Origin of the sequence: Neorhizobium alkalisoli (assembly GCF_007829835.1) — a bacterium.
Classification (GTDB): Bacteria; Pseudomonadota; Alphaproteobacteria; order Rhizobiales; family Rhizobiaceae; genus Neorhizobium.
The window spans coordinates 520042-537690 of sequence record NZ_VIWP01000002.1 but is presented as its reverse complement, the minus strand read 5'-3'; the positions used below and the strand labels follow the sequence as shown (position 1 = coordinate 537690).

Genomic DNA, 17649 nt, shown 5'->3' with positions numbered 1-17649 from the left:
CAGCCTGCGAGAACAAGAGCCTGTCATGAACGCGACCACCCAGGAAAACCGCCCCAAGATTGCCGAGACCGTCATCCATCCTACGGTGCACCTGCGGGATACTGAGATCGGCCAATGCTGCGAAATCCTTGAGGATACCTCGCTGAATACGGCGGAACTCGGCGATTATTCCTATCTCGGCCAGCGCTGCATGGTCGGCAATGCGGCGATCGGGAAATTCTGCGCCATTGCCGCCGAGGTGCGGATCGGTGCGCCGAACCATCCGATGGGCCGGCCCTCCATGCACCGCTTCACCTATTGCCCGGAATATTATTCGGCCGAGGCGGAGCGCGACCAAGCCTTTTTCGCCGACCGCAAGAATGACCGCGTCATCATCGGCAACGATGTCTGGATCGGCCATGGCGTCATCGTCCTGCCGGGCGTGACGGTCGGTGACGGCGCCGTGCTGGCAGCCGGTGCCGTGGTGACGAAGGACGTTGCGCCCTATACGATCGTCGGCGGCGTTCCGGCAAAATTCATCCGCGAACGGTTTTCGCGCGAAGTTGCGGAAAAGCTGGCGGCGATCGCCTGGTGGAACTGGCCGTTCGAAACCATCATGGCAAGGCTCGGCGATTTCCAGTCGAGCGATATCGGGGCCTTTTGCGAGCGCTGGGCCTGAAGCGTTTCTGGAAAAGGCGAGGGGAGTGAGTAATGAACGAAGACGTAAAACAACATGACGTCGCCTGCCATTGCGGCACTGTCCGCCTACGGGTGCGCCTTGCCGACGAATTCAACACGATCCGCCGCTGCACCTGTTCCTATTGCCGGATGCGCGGCGCAATCGCCGTCTCGGCAAAGCTGGCGGATATGGAATTCGTTCAGGGCGAGGACAATCTGACGCTCTACGAATTCAACACCCGCACGGCAAAACACTATTTCTGCAAGACCTGCGGCATCTACACCCATCACCAGCGCCGCTCCGACCCGAGCCTGTTCGGCATCAACGTTGCCTGCATTGAAGGTGTCAGCCCCTTCGATTTTGCCGAAGTGCCAGTGATGGATGGCGTCGTGCATCCGTCGGATACAGGCTCCGCGGCACGGGTTGCCGGCATGTTGAAGTTCGAACCGTCGAGGTAAGAGCCTCTCTTCTTCCGATTATGGGAATACCCTCTCTGGCCTGCCGGCCATCTCCCCCACAAGGGGGGAGAAGACTCGCGGCGCTCGCCTGCCTCAGCTGAACCTCGGCGGATCGTCCGGCTTAAGCCCTCCCCCTTGTGGGGAGGGTGGGGAGGGGTATTTTTTCGGCTGGGCATGGCTGTCGCGAAGATCCGCTGAAACGGCCTCGATAAAATGAAAACGGGCCGGAGTTTCCTCCGGCCCGCTGTCTTTTGGGATCCGTCAAAGATGCCGATCAGACCGCGCCGCGGGTCTCGACGTAGATGGCGTAGACCGAATGCGAGCTTGCCATGTAGAGGCGGTTCTTCTTGACGCCGCCGAAGACGAGGTTCGGGCAACGTTCCGGCAGCTTGATGAAGCCGATCGCCTTGCCTTCCTTGTTGAAGATCTTGACGCCGTTCAGGTCTTCCGGCTTGGCGCCGGCGGCACCACTGGAACCCCAGCCGCACCACAGGTTGCCGTCGACGTCGACGCGGAAACCGTCAATGCCGCCATTGTCGTCGGCGGTGACGAGCGCCTTCTTGTTCGACAGCGTCTTGCCGTCCTTGCCGACGTCATAGGACCAGATGATGCGGTAAGGCGCAGCGCGGCCTTCGACGACGTAAAACTTCTTTTCGTCCTCGGAGAAGGCGAGGCCGTTCGGGCCCTTCAGCTCGTCGGTGACGAGTTCCAGCGCGCCTTCCGGCGAAATGCGGTAGACGGAATGCGGCAGTTCCGGGGTCGCCTTGTCGCCTTCCCAGTCGCCGGCAATGCCGAAGGGCGGGTCGGTGAACCAGATCGAACCGTCCGACTTGCAGACGATGTCGTTCGGCGAGTTCAGCTTCTTGCCCTTGTAATTGTCGGCAAGCACGGTGATCGAGCCGTCATATTCCGTGCGGGTGACACGGCGGGTCAGGTGTTCGCAGGAGAGAAGGCGGCCCTGCTGGTCGCGGGCATGGCCGTTCGAATAGTTGGAATTGGCGTTGAAGACGCTGAACGTCTCATTGGTCTCGTCATATTTCATGACGCGGTTGTTCGGCACGTCGCTGACCAGAAGGTAACGGCCATCACCGAACCAGACCGGGCCTTCCAGCCAGGCGCAACCGGTGCCGACCTGAACGAGCGAGGAGGAGGCGACGCGGTATTTCGCGAAGCTCGGATCGAGGATCTGGATGGCCGGATCGGGATAGATCGGGCTTGGCTGGAACGGAATGGCCTGCGCCGAAGCGAGCCTGGGGGCGGCACTGGCCGCAAGTGCTGCGGCAGAGAACGTCATGAGGTTACGGCGTGAGAAATCCACGTGTGAAAGCCCTTTGATGATGATCTGATTTCATATCGATTGCCCGGCAAGGCGCGGGGGAGCCGCAATCATGGCTCGCGGCGCCTAGATAGCGGGCGCGGCTTTCGCACTGCAACATGCAAGCCATGCTCTTTTGGCACAATGGTTAAGCGTTCGTCGCCAAAAGGCGCTCGATTCCGGTCCAACTCTGCCCCGAGAGGGTGCAAACGTCACCAAAAGCATAAGTCTTTAGCGCAAGTGTAAGATTTTCTTATCCAAACGCCCGTACCTATTGTGCAAGGCAACATGATCGATCTCGATCTCTGCGCGCATGATGTGCACCGCTCTCTTGGCGGCTACTGCCCTTTGTCCGCTCTCCGCACCCAGCGGTTTCTGCCGCGTTTTCATAGGGTTATTCAATGTTGAAGAATCTGAAGATCAAAACCAAGTTTTTGATGGCGATTGCCGTCCTTGGTATCATCTCCCTTGCCGGCCTGCTGTTCGTGACCCAGCGCTTCAGCGATGCCAACCAGTCATATTCCAGCTTCTTGCAGAACGAGAGCAATGCCGCGACCTTTGGTCCGCGTGGCGCCGCCGGCCTGTGGACCTCGACCACCTGGCTCAGCCGCGCTTTGGCGCAGGATCCGAAGTCGGATGCCTTCAAGGATTTCGCCGGCCGCTTCACCAAGGAAATTTCCGGCGCGCGTGACCGTCTGGCCCAGATCCCGGCCATCGTCCCGAGCCGCAAGTCTGCGATCGACGAGCTGATCGCCGGTCTCGACGGCATGAAGGCGCTGGGTGATCAGCTGCTGCAGGCCCATTCTGCCGGCGACGAAGCCAAGGTCACCGCGGTTTCGGCAACCCTCGACAAGGCGATCGTCGACCTGTCGCCGAAGTTCGGTGCCAACAATGGCGCCATGGCGGAAATCATCAAGAACGGCGCCGAGCGCCTGTCTGCCGAAGTGTCCTCGACCATCCAGTTCGCCATCATCGGCATGCTGATCGGCATCGCCATTGCCGTCGTCATCGCCCTGACGATCGCCCAGAAGGGCATTACTGGCCCGATGGCAAGCCTGCGTGAACGTATGGCCTCGCTCGCAGCCGGCCAGACCGAAGCCGCCATCGATGGCCTCGACCGCAAGGACGAAGTCGGCGACATGGCCAAGGCCGTCTCGATCTTCCGCGACAACGCCCTTGAGCGTACCCGTCTGGAGCGCGAAGCCGAAAGCAATCGCAGCATGTCCGAGCAGGAGCGCGTCGAGCGCGAAGCCCAGAAGGCCCGCGAAGCCGGCGAGATCAAGTTTGCGGTCGACAATCTGGCAGAAGGCTTGAGCCACCTGTCGGATGGCAATGTGTCCTACCGCATCGCCCAGCCGTTCACCGCATCGCTGGATGGCGTCCGTAACGACTTCAACGCCTCCGCCAGCAAGCTGCAGACCGCTCTGGAACAGGTTGCCCAGAACGCTCGCAGCATCGAAGCCGGTTCTGCCGAGATCAAGTCGGCTGCTGACGACCTTGCCAAGCGCACCGAACAGCAGGCCGCTTCCGTCGAAGAGACGGCCGCTGCCCTCGAAGAAATCACCACGACCGTTAAGGACGCCACCAAGCGCGCCCAGGAAGCCGGCGCTCTCGTTGCCCGCGCCCGCACCGGTGCCGAAAAGTCGGGCGAAGTCGTCCGCCGCGCCGTTGCAGCCATGGAAGGTATCGAAAAGTCTTCCGGCGAGATCGGCAATATCATCGGTGTCATCGATGATATCGCCTTCCAGACCAACCTGCTTGCCCTGAACGCCGGTGTCGAAGCCGCGCGTGCAGGCGAAGCCGGCAAGGGCTTTGCGGTCGTTGCACAGGAAGTGCGCGAACTCGCACAGCGCTCGGCAAACGCTGCCAAGGAAATCAAGGCACTGATCACCACCTCGAACGAGCAGGTCAATTCCGGTGTGCAGCTGGTCGGCGAGACCGGCCGGGCGCTGGAAACCATCGTTGCCGAAGTGCAGGAAATCAACCGGCACGTCGTCGCGATCGTGGAATCTGCCCAGGAACAGTCTTCGGGCCTCCAGCAGATCAACACGGCCGTCAACACGATGGACCAGGACACCCAGAAGAACGCGGCCATGGTCGAGGAATCGACTGCTGCCAGCCACGGTCTTGCCCGCGATGCAGCGGCTCTCAACGAGCTCCTGTCGCAGTTCAAGCTGTCTGGCCAGTCTCAGGGCTATGCCCAGCCGGTCCGCGCTGCCGAGCGCCGTGACGCACCGGCCGCATCTCCGGCCCGTGCACTTGGCCGCAAGATCGCCAGCGCCTTCGGTGGTTCTTCGGCCGCCGCTGCCGTCAGCAACGAATGGCAGGAATTCTGAAGTCCACCGCCCTTTTCCCTTGAGGGCAGGGGCGTTTGATACCTGAAAAAGACAGAAGCCGCGGATATCAGTCGATATCTGCGGCTTTTTCATATCTGCGGGTCTGAAATTCCACCGACTGCTGCTTTTGAAGTCAGTTATGCCTATTTCGAGTGCGACATTTTGTCCACGCCATGCATCCTGTGCATGGCTGGCCATCTGTTGTGGCGTTGGTAAAGGCAGGTCGTTCGTATTACTTATGTTGCAACGCAATAACGACGACACAACGAACGAAAGACACGACGATGTTGAACTCTGTACGCAAGCTGGCCCGCGCTCTCCGCGTTCCTTCTGCTCAGGACCGGGAAATGGCTTACCTCAACGAAGCCCGTGACCGTATCGACCTCGAATACCGCATGCGCCAGGTCGATCGCGGCATGTTCCGCAAGAGCTTCTGATCATAGCTGATGACGGGCGGCGCGGCTGACGCGCTGCCGGGGAATGGTCCGGGTTCCGGGCCGTTATGGATCGCGGTTCGGCATGAAGGCCTGAACGTCGGGCCAATTTTTGCCATCATCTTCGGCTTCCGCTATCGGATTGATTGTAACCAGCCGGGATGAATGTCACCGCCGCAATTGCTGCCGTGACCTGCAAGCAGATCCGCCATGCCTTTTCGCCGTCGCATACCGTTGAATTTCAGCCAGAAACTGCGCCATGCCCTTGTGCCCCGGAAAGGTTTCCGGCGAGCGCTCGGCTATTACAGGCTCAAGGTGATGCGTATCGGCGGCTCGCCGCATGCCGTCGCCATCGGCCTTGCCATCGGCGTCGTCAGCGCCTGGACGCCGTTTCTCGGCCTGCATATCCTCTTTGCCATTCCGGTTGCCTATCTTCTGGGTGGCAGCATGGTGGCCGCAGCGCTCGGCACCGCTTTCGCAAATCCCCTGACCTGTCCGATCATCTGGCCGCTGAGCTGGGAGATCGGAGAATTCATGCTCGGCAATCGCGTCGATGGGGCCAAGCATATCGATCTTGCCGCACTTTTTGCCCATCTCGACCTGTCGCAGCTCTGGCGTCCGATCCTTGAGCCGATGCTGATCGGCTCCCTGCCGCCGGGCATTCTCTGCGGTCTCGCCTTTTATCTCGTCACCTATCTCGGCATTCGCAGTTTCCGCAATCGCCGGCTGGAGCGCTTGACGGCGCGGGCCGGAATGCTCAAGTCAGTGCGCACGGAACTGCAAGCTTGAAGAAGGGCAGCGCATGATCATCGGCCTCGGCAGCGATCTCATCGACATCAGACGGGTGGAGAAATCCCTCGAACGGTTTGGCGAGCGGTTCACCCAGCGCTGTTTCACCGATATCGAGCGCGCCAAATCGGATCGCCGCAAGAACCGGGCTGAATCCTATGCAAAGCGCTTTGCCGCCAAGGAGGCCTGTTCCAAGGCGCTCGGCACCGGCCTTGCCAATGGCGTGTTCTGGAAGGACATGGGCGTCGTCAACCTGCCCGGCGGCAAGCCGACCATGGTTCTGACTGGCGGCGCCGGCGAAAGGCTGGCGGAATTGATGCCGGCAGGGCACAAGCCGGTCATCCATGTCACCATTACCGACGAATATCCCTACGCCCAGGCCTTTGTGATCATCGAGGCGCTGCCGGCCTTGGAGCCTTCGCCCACAGCCTGATATCCCGCGCCTGACTCATGGATAAACCGTAATCAATCAGCCATTGCCGCGGATTGGGGAAGGGTTTAGACAAAGCACCCAAATTGCCGAGAAAGCCCGGCCTTGTTGATAAAGAAAGACTGACACGTGTCTGATAAAGCCGAGACCAAGCAGCCAAATGCCCTTTGGGAAAATATCAAGGTCATCATCCAGGCACTGCTGCTGGCGATGGTCATCCGCACGGTGCTCTTCCAGCCTTTCACGATCCCGTCCGGATCGATGATGCCGACGCTTCTCGTGGGCGACTACATCTTCGTCAACAAGTTCGCTTACGGCTTCTCGAAATATTCGCTGCCTTTCTCGCCGAACCTGTTTTCTGGCCGTGTCCTCGAATTCAGCCCGCCGAAGCGCGGTGATGTCATCGTCTTCCGCCTGCCGCCGCAGCCGGATGTCGATTATATCAAGCGTCTCGTCGGCCTTCCGGGCGACCGTATCCAGGTCACCAACGGCATTCTGCTGATCAACGGCCAGCCTGTTCCCAAGCAGCCCGACGGCTTCTTCACCTCGGATTACCGTCTTGATCCGGGCGCCAACGTTCCGGTCTTCCGCGAAACGCTGGACAATGGCGTGACCTACGACACGCTCGACCAGTCGCCTGTCTCGCGCGGCGACAATACCCAGGAATTCGTCGTTCCGCCGGACCACTATTTCTTCATGGGTGACAACCGCGACAACTCGCTCGACAGCCGTTTCGACGTCGGTTACGTGCCGGCTGAAAACCTTGTTGGCCGCGCCAGCGTGATCTTCTTCTCGCTCGGCAATGACACGTCCTTCCGTGAATTCTGGAAGTGGCCGACCAACATGCGTTGGGATCGTCTGTTCAAGAGCGTTCAATGACAAAAGTGAAGGCGACGATTTCGGACGAGGAGAAGGCCCAGCTTGAAAAGGCGATCGGCCATACCTTTTCCGAAAAGCAATGGCTGGACCGGGCGCTGACCCATGCAAGCACCGGTTCGGCCAAGGTCGCGAACTATGAACGGCTGGAATTTCTCGGCGACCGGGTCCTTGGCCTCTGTGTCGCCGAACTGCTGTTCAACACGTTCCGTTCTGCACCCGAAGGTGAGCTTTCCGTGCGCCTGAACCAGCTGGTCAGCGCCGAAAGCTGCGCGCTGGTGGCTGACGAGCTGGAACTGCATCGCTTCATCCGCACCGGCGCCGATGTCAAGAAACTGACCGGCAAGCGCATGATGAACGTGCGCGCCGACGTGGTGGAAAGCCTGATCGCGGCGCTTTACCTCGATGCCGGCCTCGAGGCCGCCCGCGCCTTCATCACCCGCCACTGGCAGGAGCGTGCGACGCGTGCCGACGGCGCCCGCCGCGATGCCAAGACCGAGCTGCAGGAATGGGCGCATGCAAAATTCGGTTATGCGCCGACCTACCGTGTCGACGACAGGCATGGTCCTGACCATGACCCGCGCTTCACGGTGACCGTGGAAATCAAGGGCGTGGCGCCGACCACCGGTGTCGACCGCTCCAAGCGTGCCGCCGAACAGGTGGCGGCGACGAAGATGCTGGAACGCGAAGGCGTCTGGCAGAAGCAGGCCGGCGAAGCGTAAGGTTGAAAATCGCTTTCGCAGCCGGAACGTGATATGCAGCACAGTTGAAGATGAGGCCTGCGTCAGCGCGGGAGCGGATATGCCGCTCTGGCGCCGGCGAAAAGGGCATTGAAACGGATCCGGGGGCGGATCCCGGAGACAGGATTGATAGTGGATACGATGATCGAAGACGAAAACCTTCCCGAGGGCGGTGCAGAGGTGGAGAATGATGCGGACGCAGTCGCAGCCGGCCCGACCCATTCGGGTTTCGTGGCGCTGATCGGCCCGACCAATGCCGGCAAGTCCACCCTGGTCAACCGTCTCGTCGGCGCCAAGGTCTCGATCGTCAGCCACAAGGTTCAGACGACGCGCGCCATTGTGCGCGGTATCGCGATCCACGACAATGCCCAGATCGTCTTCATGGACACGCCCGGCATCTTCAAGCCGCGCCGCAGGCTCGACCGCGCCATGGTGACCAGCGCCTGGGGCGGCGCCAAGGATGCCGACATGATCGCGCTCCTGATCGACAGCGAACGCGGCCTGCGTGGCGATGCGGAAGCGATCCTCGAAGGCCTGCAGGAAGTGCAGCAGCCGAAGATCCTGCTTCTGAACAAGATCGACCAGGTCAAGCGCGAGGACCTTCTGGCGCTCGCCGCTGCCGCCAATGAAAAGGTCAACTTCGTCCGCACCTTCATGATCTCGGCAACGACCGGTTCGGGCTGCGAAGACCTGATGGATTATTTTGCCCGCGAACTGCCGGAAGGCCCCTGGTATTATCCGGAGGATCAGATCTCCGACCTGCCGATGCGCCAGCTCGCCGCCGAAATCACCCGCGAAAAGCTTTTTCTGCGCCTGCATCAGGAGCTTCCCTACGCCTCGCATGTCGAGACGGAGAAGTGGGAGGAGAAGAAGGACGGCTCGGTTCGTATCGAGCAGGTCATCTATGTCGAGCGTGAAAGCCAGAAGAAGATCGCGCTTGGCAAAGGCGGCGACGCAATCAAGTCGATCTCCAGCGCCTCCCGCAAGGAACTGTCGGAAATCCTCGAACAGCCGGTGCACCTCTTCCTGTTCGTCAAGGTGCGCGAAAACTGGGGCGACGACCCGCAGCGCTTCCGCGAGATGGGTCTCGAATTTCCAAAGGGCTGAGCTTTAGAAGAGCTGAATTTTTTTGGGGCAGCTGACCGGGCTTGTTGTTCCGGTTTAGTGCCCCAAAGTTTTCAACAAAGGATTGTTGCACATCAAACAGTAATTACTAAAATAAACTCTCCGGGCAACCCGAAGATATAATGGATAAGGTTATGCAACTTGCCTGTTCCAGAATTCGGATCAAATGTCGGGAAATTCGGGAGGTCTCTGAATGAGAAAACAGATTCGTTCGCAACCGGTCGAAGTCATCAGCCTGACGGACGCGATTGGTTTCTTCAGCTGGAATGTTCAGGAGAACAAGGTCTATAGCGATAAGGTCTTCGCCTATGTCTATGGCGTCGATCCGCACATGCTCGCATCCGGTGCGCCGATCGAGCTGGTCTTGAAGAATATCGATGACGGTGATCTTCAGCGTGTCGCCAAGGCGCTGCACGAGACCATTATTACCGGTGAGCCCTGCAATCAGAGTTATGGCATCACCCATCCGGATGGTCGCAAGATTACCGTGACGGGGCAGGGGCGCTGCCTGCGTGACGGCGCCGGCGTGCCGTCGATCTATACCGGCTCCGTCGTTGCGGCGGAACGCGGTAACGAAATTGGACCGAGCGATCCGCTCGAATCCCATTGCCTGCAAGCCCTGAATATCGCCAAGAGCCGCCGCCATGCTCTCGCGGCCCGCTACCTGTCCTCCGCCCTCAACGCGCTCGGCCGCAAGGTCGATTTCTGAATTTTCCCCATTGTTTTCAGCGATGATGGCCCTTTGTCAGGCCTGCCTCAGGATCTGGCCGATCGCATTGACGAGAATGCGTGCAGCCGTCAGCGCCGTCAGGTTGGCGATGTCGGAAGGCGTGTGGAATTCGACCAGATCGAAGCCGGCAATGCGGCCACGCGCGGCTGCGGCTTCGATCAGCTCGATCACCTGCGTATAGCTCAGCCCGCCGGGCGTCGGCGCGACCACGCCCGGCATGATGCTCGGGTCGAGCCCGTCACAGTCGAGCGTGATAACGATCCTTGCTCCTTGTGGGATATGCCGGATGGCGCTGTCGATCCCCTGCGCATGGATTTCGCGGGCCGTGACGATTTTCGCCCCATAACGCCGTGCATCCTCGACTTCCTGGATACGGGCACTGCCGAGGCCGCGCATGCCGACCTGCACGATGCCGGCAACATGCGCCATCTCGCTCGCCCGCCGCATCGGGCTCGAATAACCGAAGCGCTCGCCGCCATGCAACTCTTCGCGCCAGTCGATATGCGCGTCTATCTGCAGGATCCAGACCGGATCACTTTCGGCAAAACCGGCGAAGAAGGGGATGGGTGTCGAATCATCGCCGCCGATCATGATCGGAACAGCACCCGCCGAGAGGATTTCCCGCGTCTTCGCCGCGATCAATTCCCTGTTGCCCTCATCGTTACGAACACGTGTAGGCAGATCACCGGTGTCGACGCAGCTCGGCACCTGTCCGTTGAACAGCGGGCCACCGAGATCGAAATCCCAGTTTTCGATCAGCGCGGCATCCTCTGCCACTGCTGCCCGGATCTTTGCCGCAGCCGTCGCATAACCGCTGCTGTCCTTGCCCTGATACTCGGTCCCGTAAGGCGCACCGAAGATCACAAGGCGCGGCTTCTGGCCGTCCGGAAGCTTTTCGGGAAAACCAAGAAAACCGGTATGTCCTGTCATGCACTGATCGTCCTGCCGATGGTGATGGCAGGAACCTAGAACATTTCGTCAGAGGCCGGAATGGCGATACTTTGCGGGGCGCACCTTCATTCCGGCCATCCGATCAATCAGCCTAAAGCCTATTTGTGCCGATCCATCAACGCCTTCACTTCCTGGTAGCGGCGACGATTGTCCGGTTCCTGCTCGCCCGGCCCGTAACAGGTCTTGGAAATGCAGAAGCGCAACAGGGTAAAGGGCGGGCTTGCCTTGTCGAATTCGCAATCAATCTCGTTGTTGAAATCGGTCGGCTTGGCGTCTTCGCGGGTGGAATAGGTCAGGCGCGCGCCGGGCGGATCGAGTTCCGGAAAGGATTGCACGATGCCGGTCTTGATGGACGGGATCAGCAGAAAATTCTTGGCGACGGCCATGCAGGCCTGTTCCAGCTGCGGCGATTGCGCTGCAGCCGGCGAGGCGGTAACCAGCGTGACGGGAAGGGCCGAGGCAAGGGCTGCGGCAAGGAGGAGGGCGTGTTTCATGGTCTCTCCGGACGTCATTATTTCGGCGGGAAAATCCGCGAGAGTGGCAATTTGTTCCAGCCGTGCCGACAGATAGTCGTATTGCACCAGCAGATGCGGTGCTTTCGAAAAAGCGATTCAGTCTGAATGACTTATCGGCTAGAACTGAATCACTCTCAAAAGATCTTCATCCAGGAATGCAGTGGCCAGCAATGCAGTGGCAGGACGAGGCAATCATCATCGGTGTCAGGCGCCACGGCGAGACGAGTGTCATCGCCGAGCTGATGACGCGTGAGCGCGGCCGGCATCTCGGCATCGTGCGCTCGGGCCGTTCACGCTCCATGCAGCCGGTCCTGCAGCCGGGCAATCGTGTCGAGGCGGTCTGGCGGGCAAGGCTCGACGAGCATATGGGCGAGTTCAAGCTGGAGCCGCTGCAACTGCGTGCCGCCAAGCTGATGGAAACGGCGACGGCCGTCTACGGCGTGCAGGCCATGGGCGCTCTCTTGCGCCTCTTGCCGGAGCGTGATCCGCACCCGCATTTGTTCGAGGCGCTCGACATCATTCTCGATGCCATGGACGATCCCGCCGATGCCGGCCAGCTCTTCATCCGTTTCGAACTCGCCGTGCTGAACGACCTCGGCTATGGGCTGGACCTGACCGAATGTGCCGCCACCGGCAGCCGCGACGATCTCGTCTATGTCTCGCCGAAATCCGGCCGCGCCGTCAGCCGTGAGGCCGGCGCACCCTATGCGGACCGGATGTTGGCTTTACCTGCTTTTCTCGGGGAGGGGCGCCCGCCCGTGGTCGACCGGGACACTCTGGTTCAGGCGTTCCGGTTGACCGGCTATTTCCTCAACCGCCACGTCTACGAACCGCGCGGCCTGACGGAAAGTTCTTCCCGCGACGGTTTTGTCCAGGCGGCCTTGAAAGCCGTCTCGAAACAGGCGGAATGAGCAGATTTAGAGCGCGCCCGGCGGCTCGATCGGCGGGCGGCTTTTCCCCAGCCGCGCCTCGCGCCAGAGCGTAAAGCCGCCGGCACCGATGACGACGGCACAGCCGGCGATCATGTTGATCGTCATCGTCTCGTCGAACAGCAGAACGCCGATAATGCAGACCAGAACCGACTGGATATAGAACATCGGCTGCACTGCGACTGCATCGAGCACCGCATAGGCGCGGATCAGGAAATAATGGCCGCTCATGCCGGTAATGCAGAGGATCAGCATCCAGAACCAGTCGCTGAACGTGATGTTGGCCCAGTAGAACGGGCCGATGAAGGTGATCGCCACGGCGCCGGCCATGCCGGTGTAGAAGAAGGATGTTTCCGGTCTGTCGCTGCGGCCTGCCAGCCGCGTCAGCACCGAATAGAGCGCAAACATCGTTGTTCCGAGGATCGGCACGATGATCTTGAAGTCGAATGTCGCATGCAGCGGATTGACGATCATCAGGATGCCGAGGAAACCGATGCCGATCGCAGTCCAGCGCCGCCAGCCGACGGTTTCGCCCAGCAGCGGCACGGAAAGACAGGCAACGATCAGCGGCGTCGCGGCAAAGATCGTATGGGTGGCGGCAAGTCCCACTCGGGAAAACGAAAACACCGAAACGACGATCTGCCCCACCAGCAGAACGCCACGGCAGATCTGCACGAACAGCGTATTCGAGACGGCCGTGCCCTTCACCCCGCCTGGCGCCCGGCTCGAAAGAATGGGCACGAAACCGGCAAAGGCCCAGTAACGGATCATGGTGACGAAGATCGGCGGATAGGCGGTTCCGAGATGTTTGGAAATGCCGTCCTGAATAGCAAAAATGGTCACCGCCATGAGGGCGAAAAGCAGGCCGGTCGACCGGGATATCATGCGCAAGGTCTCTTCATCGGTAGTTCGCGGATCGCAATAGCGGTCACGCTTCAGGCATGGGAGGCGGGATGTCTGACAACCTGCCTCCCGACTGCCCGTCATGCAAGCCGATCTCACCGCGGAATGTGTAATTCCACGCTAAAATTCGATGACTGGATCCTATAATTCAGGCCCGGCGCTTGAGCGGCCAGGCATCGCGTTCGCCGGTCACCGTCGCCATGTCGCCGATCCGGATGAGACCCGTGCTGCGCGGCACGGCATTCCAGCCGAAAAGCACGCCCGGCACACGCCTGTCCGCCGACATCCTGATACGCCCCATGGCCGGCATCGGGTTCGGAGCGTCGCGCGATCCGCTTGCCTGATCCTGGGTGGTCATGATGCAGCGGGCGCAGGGTTTGACGAAATCGAAGCGGATGCCGGCGATCTCGATGCCTTCCCACATGTCCTCGGCAAACGGCTCGTCATGATCGAGCACGATATTCGGCCGGAACCGCTCCATGCCAACCGCATCCTCGCCATGCGCCTTCATATTGGCATTGAGCCCGGCAAGCGAGCCGGTCGTGGTGACGAGAACCTGATAACCGTCGGCAAAGGTGACGGGCGAGGCAGGGCCGGCCCATTCGGCGCTGGCCGTCCGCTCCGCCACGGCATCGAAATGCACCAGACGCACCTCACGGCCGAGCCAGCCGGAAAGCGTCGCATTGGTCTCGTCATCGGCCACGGCAGCGCTGACGATCGATTTCCAGACATCGACATCCATCCGCCGGTCGGCAGGCGGCAGGGCGGAGATGATTTCGCCCTTGCCGGCGATCGCGATCCTGACACTTTCGCCCTGCGGAGTGACCTCGACCTGCGCCAGCGCCTGCAATTCGCGCTGGGTGATGAAATGGCCGGACGGATCGGTCAGCATCATCCGGCGGTCACCGGGAATGCCTTCCGGCGCGATTTCGGCTTCCTGAAGGGCGATGCCGCGGCCGCTCTTCAGCGGGTAGAAATTGAGTTCGCTGACACGCATGAGATATCCCCCTGATAAACCTGTCCTGCCTTCGGTCTCAGATCTCGTCGAGGAAGAGATCGAGAACCGTCTTCAGCCGCTCATGGCGTTCGGTGGCAAATGCACGGCCGGTCGCCGTCTGGAAACCATCCGCCAGCTTGAACAGCTTGACCGGAAAATGGTCGATGGCAAAAGCCTTGTCGTCCAGCGGCCGATCTTTTGCAAGCGGGTCGGCAGGATCGTAAAGACCGGAGCCCATCCGTCCGGCAATATAGAAGCAACGCGCAGCACCCACCATGCCGATCGCATCCAGCCTATCGGCATCCTGCAGGATTTTCGCCTCCAGCGTTTCGGGCGCGATATTGGCGGAGAAGCTGTGGGTGGTGATGGCATGCGCGACGGCCGCGATCTTCTCATCGCTCCAGCCGAGACCAGCCAGAATACCGCTCGCCTTTTCCGCTGCCAGTCTTGAAGCCTGATTGCGCAGGGGCGAGTTCTTTTCCACCGAAACGCAGTCGTGCAGCAGCACGGCGGCGGCAAGCACCTCGCCATCGCCGCCCTCGGTCGCATGGATGCGCATGGCATTCTTGAAGACGCGCAGGATATGGGCGATGTCATGCGACCCGTCATCGCCTTCGGTTGCATGCGGGATCAGCTGTGCCGCAAGTGTTTCGAAGGGCGTGAAGGCGGCAGCAATATTCGAATTCAAGGCGTGTCTTCCTTGGGATCAGGACGGGAATCGGCATTGGCAGTCTTGCCGCCCTTGTTGACCAGAATCCGCTGATAGAAAAGCCCGATCCCGATCAGCACGCCGCCAAGCCCGATGAAGGACAGCGCCCGCAAGATGCCTTCGAGGTTCGACATGTCGATCAGGAAAACCTTGACCACGGCGACGAGGACAAGCACCGCCGAGGCAAGCCGCAGGCTTTTTGCGTTGAGCCTCGAACCGAGCACCAGAAGCCCGACGCCGATCAGAAGCCAGGTGACCGAATAGGCATAGGTCTCGGCCTCCATAAACCCTTTCCAGGAGGCGATATATTCGCCCTGGAAGAAACGCCGCACGGAAAGCGTCGCCCAGAGGAAGCCGAGGACTGCACCGGCCACGGCAAGCATCGCCACATAGGGCGGAGGCCGCCGCGTGCGGGCGAGATAGGCGACGAGGCCATAGGCGAGTGCCGGCAGGAGGTAACCGATCAGCAGCAGGTTGAGGAAGGGCCAGGAACCCGTCCGCTCGCCGCTAAAGAAGGGGTTGAGCGCAAACACATGCAGCGACAGGACATTGAGCGTCGCGATCGCGCCGGCCAGCATCGAGCCCCAGCGGAAGACGGGGCTCGGGCTTTTCAGGTCGAGTGTCATCAGCACGCCGGAGAAACCGATCGTCACCAGCGTGTAGATCGATTGTTCGCCAAGCGTCGGCGTCCGGCTATCCAGCACGCCGCCATTCATCGCATGGCGCACCAGAACCGCGATCGTCATCAGGGCTGCCAGCGAGGCAAGCGCCTGCAGGATATTGCGAAGCCGGAAATCAGGCGAATTGCGCAAAAGGAAGGCCGCGATGATCGCCAGCAGGGTCGGGATACCGTAGCCGGGCAGGAGCGCGTTGAAGAACGGCGTCGTGCCGAGACTGTTCGGCCCGATGATCGTCGGCTGCCAGGCGATCCGGCCGAACACGACCAATGTCGCCGCCGCCATCATCCACGGCAGAGCCGGCCAGGTGCGGATGCGGCCAGCCATCAGATAGGCAAAGCCGAGCGCCGAGACGAGGATCGTCGTGACGATGCCATTGGTCAGCGTATGCAGCGAAAGAGTCAGCGCCGCGAAGGAGCCGGCGACGGCGAGGTTGGCCGGCCAGTCGATCTTGCCTTCTTTTTCCGGGCTTGTGCGGAACAGCCAGTCGGCAAGGCCGATCAGCACGAAACCGAGCGCCAGCCCGTAGAGCCCATGCGTCCAGTCGCGCGAAAACGTGCCGAAATTCAGGAAGCTGATGAAACCGAGCGTCACCGGCACGCCCGACATCAGCACGCTCCAGAGGATCGAAAATTCGGTTTCGGTTGCACGGAATTTGCGCAGGAAGGCAGCACCGAGCAGGGTGAATATTGCCCCGAGAAGCAGGAAGGTGGCGATCTCGTGGGTAAACGTCAGGATCGGCGAGTTGCTGCCGACGATCGGCGTCGGCGCGATATAGTCGAGCCAGGTGAAGGCCGTCATGCTGATGATGCCGACCGCGCCGGCAGCCGCGATCAGGGCCGGCCAGACGGCATAGATGCGGCTTGCGCCGAAGGCCGCCAGCGCGGCGATAACGGCAGCCGAAGCGAAGAGCGGATCGATACTCGCCTGCGTCGGAACGAGCAGGAAGGCGAAGGCGGAGAAGACGGTGGTGATCGCCGCCGACAGGGTTATCTTTTTAGGCGGCCGGTTGAGAAGTGCCGGCCAGCCGGGCTTTGCCGCCCGCTTGGCGCCATAGGTGGCACCCGGCCAGAAGAAGATCGTCCCGGCCAGCATGACGATCAGCGTCAGCGCCGGTGGCAGCGGATCGAACATGCCGACGCCCAGCGTATAGGCGATGGTCCAGAAGCCGATGCCGATATTGGCGAGCATCGGCACCACCGTCCAGCGCGGCTTGCGCGAGGCGGCATTGACCGCCGCCCAGCTGATGGCAAGGAACGTGAACAGGCCCGGCGCATAAGGATGGCCGGTCGCCACCAGTGCTGGCGTCACCATCGAGCCGAGCAGGCCAAGGCCGGCCAGGGCCTGACCGTGCAGAAGCGATAGCGCGATCGTCGCAAACGAGACGAGCGCAAGCAGGCCGAAGGCCGTCGTCGGGCCGATGAAGCCATATATGCCATAGGCGGCATAGGCCGCTCCCATCAGCGTTACGGCCGCGGCGGCAGTCAGCGCGCCGGGGATCATCGCATGGCTATAGGCATTGCTATAGGCTGGCGGCATGTTCGGCATGCCGCGGCGCCGGATGAATTCACCGGCCGCCGCCAGCACGAGGCCGAACAGGACGGCGAGCGCCAGCCGCGTGCCGGGGCCAAGAAGCCCGGCCTCGATCGAATAACGCACCAGAAACACGCCGCCCAGCGCCAGCGCCACACCGCCGACCCAGACCGGCCAGCGCGCCCCGAGATAACTTTCGAGGTTTTCGCGGGTCAGTCCTTCACGAGCGGGAGATGTGTCGAAGGTGAAGGATGGCTCCGGCGCACTGTTCGTCTCGCCCGGCGGCAGATCGCTCTGCGTTGTGCCAGCGTCCGCCGCCATGGCCGCCGTTGCGGCTTCTGGTCCATCGACGCGTGCAACCGGGCTCGTCTCTTCTGCCTCGCCAGCCTGCGCCAAGACGGTAGGGCTGTTCTGAAGATCTTTCCTGACGGCCGCGAGTTCCTTCTCGAGCGAAGACACCCGGCTCGACAGCTTTCGCTGCGAGGCGATCAGGAAAATGGTCAGGAGAATGAGAAACAGTTCGATCATCGGCACGTCGCGTCTT

Annotated in this window: 18 protein-coding genes; 11 read left to right on the top strand and 7 right to left on the bottom strand. The window is 61.1% G+C overall.

Features of this window, described 5'->3' with window-relative positions; all coding sequences use genetic code 11:
* Window positions 1-25: 25 nt before the first annotated feature.
* Both FHW37_RS08420 and FHW37_RS08415 read left to right on the top strand, forming a co-directional pair.
* The gene (locus tag FHW37_RS08420; RefSeq protein WP_145634946.1) at window positions 26-658 is read left to right on the top strand and encodes a DapH/DapD/GlmU-related protein; all 633 of its coding nucleotides are present in this window, start codon (window positions 26-28) and stop codon (window positions 656-658) included.
* A 32-nt stretch (window positions 659-690) separates the two neighbouring features.
* Window positions 691-1116, top strand: coding sequence for a GFA family protein (locus FHW37_RS08415; protein ID WP_145634943.1), 426 nt, complete (start codon window positions 691-693; stop codon window positions 1114-1116).
* Between the two features lie 274 nt (window positions 1117-1390).
* Here FHW37_RS08415 and FHW37_RS08410 read toward each other — a convergent pair whose 3' ends face one another.
* A complete protein-coding gene (locus tag FHW37_RS08410; RefSeq protein ID WP_145634940.1) occupies window positions 1391-2434 on the bottom strand; it encodes an SMP-30/gluconolactonase/LRE family protein in 1044 nt (347 codons plus the stop codon).
* A gap of 398 nt (window positions 2435-2832) precedes the next feature.
* Between FHW37_RS08410 and FHW37_RS08405 the strand changes: the two genes are divergently transcribed.
* From FHW37_RS08405 to FHW37_RS08370, 8 genes are all read left to right on the top strand, one after another.
* Window positions 2833-4767 (top strand): methyl-accepting chemotaxis protein, encoded by a 1935-nt coding sequence (locus tag FHW37_RS08405; RefSeq protein WP_145634937.1) that lies wholly within the window; start codon window positions 2833-2835, stop codon window positions 4765-4767.
* Between the two features lie 284 nt (window positions 4768-5051).
* Window positions 5052-5204 carry a DUF3563 family protein gene (locus tag FHW37_RS08400; RefSeq protein ID WP_145634934.1) on the top strand — a complete coding sequence of 51 codons (153 nt, stop codon included), beginning with the start codon at window positions 5052-5054 and terminating at the stop codon, window positions 5202-5204.
* Between the two features lie 207 nt (window positions 5205-5411).
* Complete coding sequence (locus tag FHW37_RS08395) at window positions 5412-5990, top strand: DUF2062 domain-containing protein (RefSeq protein WP_145634931.1); 579 nt, start codon at window positions 5412-5414, stop codon at window positions 5988-5990.
* A gap of 13 nt (window positions 5991-6003) precedes the next feature.
* Entirely contained in the window at window positions 6004-6423 is a 420-nt protein-coding gene (gene acpS / locus FHW37_RS08390; protein WP_145634928.1) for a holo-ACP synthase, read from the top strand.
* Window positions 6424-6549: 126 nt separating this feature from the next.
* Window positions 6550-7299 carry a signal peptidase I gene (gene lepB / locus FHW37_RS08385; RefSeq protein WP_145634925.1) on the top strand — a complete coding sequence of 250 codons (750 nt, stop codon included), beginning with the start codon at window positions 6550-6552 and terminating at the stop codon, window positions 7297-7299.
* On the top strand, window positions 7296-8018 hold the full coding sequence (rnc, locus tag FHW37_RS08380; RefSeq protein WP_145634922.1) for a ribonuclease III: 723 nt from the start codon (window positions 7296-7298) through the stop codon (window positions 8016-8018). The genes lepB and rnc overlap by 4 nt, the downstream gene beginning before the upstream one ends.
* 159 nt (window positions 8019-8177) lie before the next feature.
* Window positions 8178-9143 carry a GTPase Era gene (era, locus tag FHW37_RS08375; protein WP_246690733.1) on the top strand — a complete coding sequence of 322 codons (966 nt, stop codon included), beginning with the start codon at window positions 8178-8180 and terminating at the stop codon, window positions 9141-9143.
* Window positions 9144-9354: 211 nt separating this feature from the next.
* The gene (locus FHW37_RS08370; RefSeq protein ID WP_145634920.1) at window positions 9355-9870 is read left to right on the top strand and encodes a hypothetical protein; all 516 of its coding nucleotides are present in this window, start codon (window positions 9355-9357) and stop codon (window positions 9868-9870) included.
* A 36-nt stretch (window positions 9871-9906) separates the two neighbouring features.
* Here FHW37_RS08370 and FHW37_RS08365 read toward each other — a convergent pair whose 3' ends face one another.
* Window positions 9907-10821 (bottom strand): arginase family protein, encoded by a 915-nt coding sequence (locus FHW37_RS08365; RefSeq protein WP_145634917.1) that lies wholly within the window; start codon window positions 10819-10821, stop codon window positions 9907-9909.
* A gap of 119 nt (window positions 10822-10940) precedes the next feature.
* On the bottom strand, window positions 10941-11336 hold the full coding sequence (locus FHW37_RS08360; RefSeq protein WP_145634914.1) for a hypothetical protein: 396 nt from the start codon (window positions 11334-11336) through the stop codon (window positions 10941-10943).
* Between the two features lie 191 nt (window positions 11337-11527).
* Between FHW37_RS08360 and recO the strand changes: the two genes are divergently transcribed.
* The gene (gene recO, locus FHW37_RS08355) at window positions 11528-12268 is read left to right on the top strand and encodes a DNA repair protein RecO (RefSeq protein WP_145636005.1); all 741 of its coding nucleotides are present in this window, start codon (window positions 11528-11530) and stop codon (window positions 12266-12268) included.
* A gap of 6 nt (window positions 12269-12274) precedes the next feature.
* Here recO and FHW37_RS08350 read toward each other — a convergent pair whose 3' ends face one another.
* The 4 genes from FHW37_RS08350 to FHW37_RS08335 all read right to left on the bottom strand — a co-directional run bounded on the left by FHW37_RS08350 (window position 12275) and on the right by FHW37_RS08335 (window position 17633).
* Window positions 12275-13171 carry a DMT family transporter gene (locus FHW37_RS08350; RefSeq protein ID WP_145634911.1) on the bottom strand — a complete coding sequence of 299 codons (897 nt, stop codon included), beginning with the start codon at window positions 13169-13171 and terminating at the stop codon, window positions 12275-12277.
* Window positions 13172-13337: 166 nt separating this feature from the next.
* The gene (locus FHW37_RS08345) at window positions 13338-14186 is read right to left on the bottom strand and encodes an MOSC domain-containing protein (RefSeq protein WP_145634908.1); all 849 of its coding nucleotides are present in this window, start codon (window positions 14184-14186) and stop codon (window positions 13338-13340) included.
* 37 nt (window positions 14187-14223) lie between these two features.
* Entirely contained in the window at window positions 14224-14874 is a 651-nt protein-coding gene (locus tag FHW37_RS08340; protein ID WP_186458189.1) for an HD domain-containing protein, read from the bottom strand.
* On the bottom strand, window positions 14871-17633 hold the full coding sequence (locus tag FHW37_RS08335) for a DUF2339 domain-containing protein (RefSeq protein ID WP_145634906.1): 2763 nt from the start codon (window positions 17631-17633) through the stop codon (window positions 14871-14873). Before FHW37_RS08335 ends, FHW37_RS08340 begins: the two co-directional genes overlap by 4 nt.
* Between the last annotated feature and the right edge of the window lie 16 nt (window positions 17634-17649).